This window comes from Janibacter sp. CFPM2_SD2, assembly GCF_057364645.1.
In genome coordinates, this window is sequence record NZ_JBNFOF010000213.1 from 1 (window position 1) to 5,283 (window position 5,283).

Annotated in this window: 3 protein-coding genes and 1 pseudogene; 1 reads left to right on the forward strand and 3 read right to left on the reverse strand. The window is 72.0% G+C overall.

Features of this window, described 5'->3' with window-relative positions; translation table 11 throughout:
* The coding region (locus AC2W7J_RS15565; RefSeq protein WP_485983502.1) for a DNA polymerase at positions 1 to 303 on the forward strand (303 nt) is incomplete at its 5' end.
* Positions 304 to 306: 3 nt separating this feature from the next.
* Here AC2W7J_RS15565 and AC2W7J_RS15570 read toward each other — a convergent pair.
* The 3 genes and pseudogenes from AC2W7J_RS15570 to AC2W7J_RS15580 all read right to left on the reverse strand — a co-directional run bounded on the left by AC2W7J_RS15570 (position 307) and on the right by AC2W7J_RS15580 (position 5,254).
* Positions 307 to 1,215: a PAC2 family protein gene (locus AC2W7J_RS15570; RefSeq protein WP_485983504.1), complete on the reverse strand. Its 909-nt coding sequence runs from the start codon at positions 1,213 to 1,215 to the stop codon at positions 307 to 309.
* Positions 1,216 to 1,302: 87 nt separating this feature from the next.
* Positions 1,303 to 5,100 (reverse strand): annotated as a pseudogene (hrpA, locus tag AC2W7J_RS15575) (ATP-dependent RNA helicase HrpA).
* Positions 5,101 to 5,122: 22 nt separating this feature from the next.
* Positions 5,123 to 5,254, reverse strand: a complete 132-nt coding sequence (locus tag AC2W7J_RS15580; protein WP_485983506.1) for a hypothetical protein — start codon at positions 5,252 to 5,254, stop codon at positions 5,123 to 5,125.
* Between the last annotated feature and the right edge of the window lie 29 nt (positions 5,255 to 5,283).

The following is a 5,283-nucleotide window of genomic DNA, read 5'->3' on the forward strand; positions in this document are numbered from 1 at the left end:
CGCGAGGGCCTGGCCGCGGCCCGCGGGCGCTTCGCGCGCAATGCCGTCATCCAGGGCTCGGCCGCCGAGCTCTTCAAGGCATGGGCGGCGACGGTGCGCGTCGCGGTCCGCCCGCTGCAGGGACGCATCGTGCTCTGCCTGCACGACGAGCTGCTCGTCCACGTGCCGTTGGAGCACGCCGAGGAGGCGGCGGCACTCGTCGACCGCGCGCTGACCGACGCGGCCCGGCGCTGGCTCGGCGGCGATCAGGTGCGCTTCGTCGCCGACACCTCGGTCGTGCGCCGGTGGTCGGAGGCGAAGTAGCGGCTACTGCTCCGAGTCGTCGACCGTGCGCAGGAAGTCCTCGAACTCCGCGCCGAGCTCGTCCGCGGAGGGCAGCTTCTCCCCTTCGCCGGCAAGCAGGCTGGGCCGCTCGAGGCCCCGCAGGTGCACGTCGTACTGGCGCTCGAGCGCCTGGACGGCTTCGCGGACCTCGTCGTTGTCCTCGATCTCGCGCTCGATCTGCATGCGCCCCTCGCGCGCGGCCTCGGCGAGCGCGTCGTTGGGCAGGTTGAGACCCGTGCAGTCGACGATCGCGTTGAGCGCCGTGAGCGCACCGTCGTGGAAGGTCGACTGCGCGAGGTAGTGCGGCACGTGGATGCTGAAGCCGACGGCATCGCGCCCGCTCTCGCCCAGGCGCATCTCGAGCAGGGCCGCCAGGGAGGCGGGCACCTGGACGGTGCCGAAGACCGGCTTGTGCTCGCCGATGAGGCGCTCGTCGGAGCCGTGAACGGTCATGCCGACCGGGCGGCTGTGCGGCACGGCCATCGGGATGCCGTGCGCGTGCGTCGCCAGGCTGATGCCGAACTCGTCCATGAGGCGGATGACCGACTCGACGACGGCCTCCCACCGGTAGTCGGGCTCGGGGCCGGTGAGGATGTAGTAGGTCTGCCCGTCGCGGTCGAGCAGGTGGTAGAGCAGCAGCGCCGGGTCCGCGTAGTCGGTGTAGCGGTTGGCGTCGAAGGTGATGACCGGCCGGCGGCTGCGGTAGTCGATGAGCGAGTCGACGTCGAAGGACGCGACGACGGTCGGGTCGCCCGCCTCGAGGAGGTGGTCGACGAGCAGGCGCTGGGCCATGCCGGCGTCGAAGAAGCCGTCGAAGGCAACGATCATCGGCCCGGGCTGGAGCAGCGCGGGGTCGGTGTCGACCTCGTAGCGGTAGAGGCGCTCGGTCACGTCAGGTCCTCCTGGTCGGTGAAGCACTCATTGTGGCAACGACGCACGTGCCGGGACCATTCCCCCGCAAGGGATCACGCCCGGTGGCTACCGCTCGATCGCGGCGATCGCCGCCCGCACCCGCTTGGCCGAGACGGACTGCGCGGTGCCGATCGACTGGGCGAAGAGCGAGATGCGCAGCTCCTCGATCATCCACCCGATGGCGACGACGTCGGCGGAGCGGCGCCGCAGGGGCGGCAGCGCGTCGAGCAGGTCGGCATAGGCCCCCTCGACGCCGTCGACGACCTCCTGGTGGGTGCCGTCGCGGCGCGGGTTGTCCGCAGCCCGCTCCAGGCGAAGGGAGATCCCTCGCAGGTAGCGCCGCAGGTCGGGCAGCCGGGCCAGCCCGGTGTCGGCGATGGAAGCCGGGGCGCACCGAGCCCGTCGAGCTGGGCCCGCACGTCGGCGACGGTCGTCGCGACCGCGGCGCGCTCATCCGGTCGAGGGTGGCGATGATCTCGGTGCGCTGGCCGAGCACCGGCTCGACCTCGGAGACGGCGGTGAGCACCCGCTGGGCGACGTGCGTGCGGGTCGCGGCGAGCGCCGCGTCGAAGGCCGCGCGCGTGCGCACCGGCCCCGTGACGTGCTGGGTGACGATGTCGTCGACGGCGGCGGCGAGCGCGTCGTCGAGCAGCTTCGGGACGGAGCCGTGGGGGTTGTCGGCGAGGGCGAGCTTCTGCGCATTGGTCAGCCGGGCGAGCACCCGCTTCCACGGCGGGGTGGTGCCGAGGAGGAGCAGGCGGCGCACGCCGGCGGTGTGGGCCGCGACGGCCTGCTGCTCGTCGGGCAGCACGCGGATGGCGACGCTGCTCCCGTCGTCCACGAGGGCCGGGTAGCCGACGACGGTGTGCTTGCCGGTCTTGGTCGTGAAGGTCGCGGGCAGCTCGTCGAGGTCCCATGTCGTCAGACCGGTGCGCTCGATGGAGGCACCGGCGCGCGACATGCCCTGCTGGACGTGGCCGGCGAGGCTCTCGCGGAGCGCCTCGAGGTCCTTGCCCCGGCCGAGTCGACGACGCCGCGAGTCCTCGACGGCGAAGGTGACGCGCAGGTGGTCGGGCACCTTCGACCAGTCCCACTCCCCCTCGTCGATGCGGATGCCGGCCCGGCGCCCGAGCACGCTCGACAGCTGCTCGGTGATCGAGGTGCCGGCGTCGGGGTCGAGCTCGGCGAGCGCGGCGCGGGCGTGGTCGGGCGCGGGGACGAGGTGGCGGCGGGTGGCCTTGGGCAGCGACTTGATGAGCGCCGTGACGAGGTCGGCGCGCAGCCCGGGCACCTGCCAGTCGAAGCCCTCGGCGGTCAGCTGGTTGAGCAGCGCGACGGGCACGTGGACGGTGACGCCGTCGTCCTCGGTGCCGGGCTCGAACTGGTACGTGACGACGAGCTCGAGACCGTCGGTGCGCCAGCGGCGGGGGTAGTCGCGGCCGTCGACCTGCTCGGCGTCGTCGCGGGTGAGCAGCTCCTCGGTGAGGGTGAGCAGCTCGGGCTGCTCGTGGCGAGCTGTCTTCCACCAGCTGTCGAAGTGCGCCCCGGAGACGATGGTGTCGGGCAGGCGGGCGTCGTAGAAGTCGACGACGTCCTGCTCGTCGACGAGCAGGTCGCGTCGGCGGGCGCGCTCCTCGAGCGCCTCGAGCCGGCGCACGAGCTTGCGGTTGGTCGTGAGGAACTCGTGCCGGCCGTCCCACTCCCCCTCGACGAGCGCGTGCCGGATGAAGAGCTCACGGCTCGTGACCGGGTCGATCTTGCCGTAGGAGACGGCGCGGCCGACGACGAGCGGCACCCCGAAGAGCGTCACCCGCTCGGTCGCCATGACCGACGCGGCCTTCTTGCTCCAGCGCGGCTCCGAGTAGGTCCGCTTGACGAGGTGCGCGCCGGCCCGCTCGGCCCACACGGGGTCGATGCGAGCGGTCGAGCGGGCCCACAGCCGGCTGGTCTCGACGAGCTCCCCCGCCATGACGAAGGGGGGTTGCCGCCGGAAGTTCGTCGTGCCCGGCTGGATGGAAAATCGGGCTCCCCGGGCACCGAGGTAGTCGCGCTTCTCCTCGTCGCGCAGGCCGATGTGGCTGAGCAGCCCGGTGAGCAGCGCCTGGTGCACGCGGTCCCAGTCGGGCTCGGCGTCGGGGGCCGAGGTGCGCTGGCGGGTGTCGATCTTGCACTGCTTGGCGGCGCGCACGAGCTGGCTGTGCAGGTCCTGCCACTCGCGGGTGCGCAGGAAGTGGATGTACTCGCGCTTGCACATGCGGCGGAAGGCGCTGCCGGACAAGGCCTTCTGCTGGTCCTTGAGGTAGACCCAGAGGTTCCACCAGCTCGCGAAGTCGGACCCCTCCTGGCGGAAGCGGGCGTGCTGCTGGTCGGCCTGGGCCCGCTGCTCGGTCGGCCGCTCACGGGGGTCCTGGATCGACATCGCGGCGACGATGACGAGGACCTCGGTGGTGCAGCCGAGTCGGTCGGCCTCGATGAGCATGCGGCCGAGCTTGGGGTCGACGGGCAGGCGGGCGAGGGTCCGTCCGGTCGGGGTGAGGCGACGCGCCCCCTTCGCCCGGTGCTCCGTGTCGAAGGCCTGCAGCTCCTGCAGCAGGCGGACACCGTCGGTGATCTGACGGGAGTCCGGCGGCTCGACGAAGGGGAAGCGTGCGACGTCGCCCAGGCCCAGCGCGGTCATCTGGAGGATGACGCTCGCGAGGTTGGTCCGCAGGATCTCGGGGTCGGTGAACTCCGGCCGGGCCTCGAAGTCCTCCTGCGAGTACAGCCGGATGCACACGCCCTCGGCGACGCGACCGCAGCGGCCGGAGCGCTGGTTGGCCGAGGCCTGCGAGATGCGCTCGATCGGCAGGCGCTGCACCTTGGTCCGCTGGTTGTAGCGGGAGATGCGCGCGGTGCCGGTGTCGATGACGTAGCGGATGCCCGGGACCGTCAGCGAGGTCTCGGCGACGTTGGTGGACAGCACGATCCGGCGCCCGGAGTGCGGGGCGAAGACGCGGTGCTGCTCGGCCGCGGAGAGCCTGGCGTAGAGCGGGATGATCTCGGTGTCCGGCAGGTTCATCCCGGTCAGGGCGTCCTGCGCGTCGCGGATCTCGCGCTCGCCGCTGAGGAAGACGAGGGCATCGCGCGGGCCGCCGGACTCGGGCTCGGTCCACAGCTCCTCGACCGCCCGGCAGATGCCGGTCACCTGGTCGACGTCTCCATCGACTCCGCCGTCCTCGCCGTCTTCTTCTCCGAGCGGGCGGTAGCGCACCTCGACGGGGTAGGTCCGGCCGACACCTCGATGATCGGCGCGGGCTCGCCCTGCTCGTCGCTGAAGTGGGCGGCGAAGCGCTCCGGGTCGATCGTCGCCGAGGTGATGACGACCTTGAGGTCCGGGCGACGCGGCAGCAGCTGCTTGAGGTAGCCGAGGATGAAGTCGATGTTGAGCGAGCGCTCGTGGGCCTCGTCGATGATGATCGTGTCGTAGCGGCGCAGGTCGCGGTCGCGCTGCATCTCGCCCAGCAGGATGCCGTCGGTCATCACCTTGACCGCCGTGCTGTCGCTGCTGTGGTCGGCGAAGCGCACCTGGTAGCCGACGAGACCACCGAGGTCGACCCGCAGCTCCTCGGCGATGCGCTCGGCCACCGAGCGGGCGGCAATGCGACGCGGCTGGGTGTGGCCGATCTGCCCCTCGCGACCACGACCGATCTCGAGCGCGATCTTGGGCAGCTGGGTCGTCTTGCCGGACCCCGTCTCCCCCGCGACGATGACGACCTGGTGCTCGCGCATCGCCGCGGCGATGTCGTCCTTGCGCGCGACGACCGGCAGGTCCTCGGGGTAGTGCAGGTCCTCCGCGGACGCGGGTTCGCGAAGGGGGACGGGCATGGGTGTCAGGATACGTGGCCCCTCAGAAGTCGATCGTCGTCACCGGCCCGACCGGCGTGCGCAGCGCGGCGTCGAGCGCCGCGATCGCGGCCGGGTCACCTGTGACGTAGCCGGCGGCCGCCCGGGCCGCGATCGTCTGCCCGCCGAGCCACACCGCACCGAGGTCGCCGATGTCGACCGTGA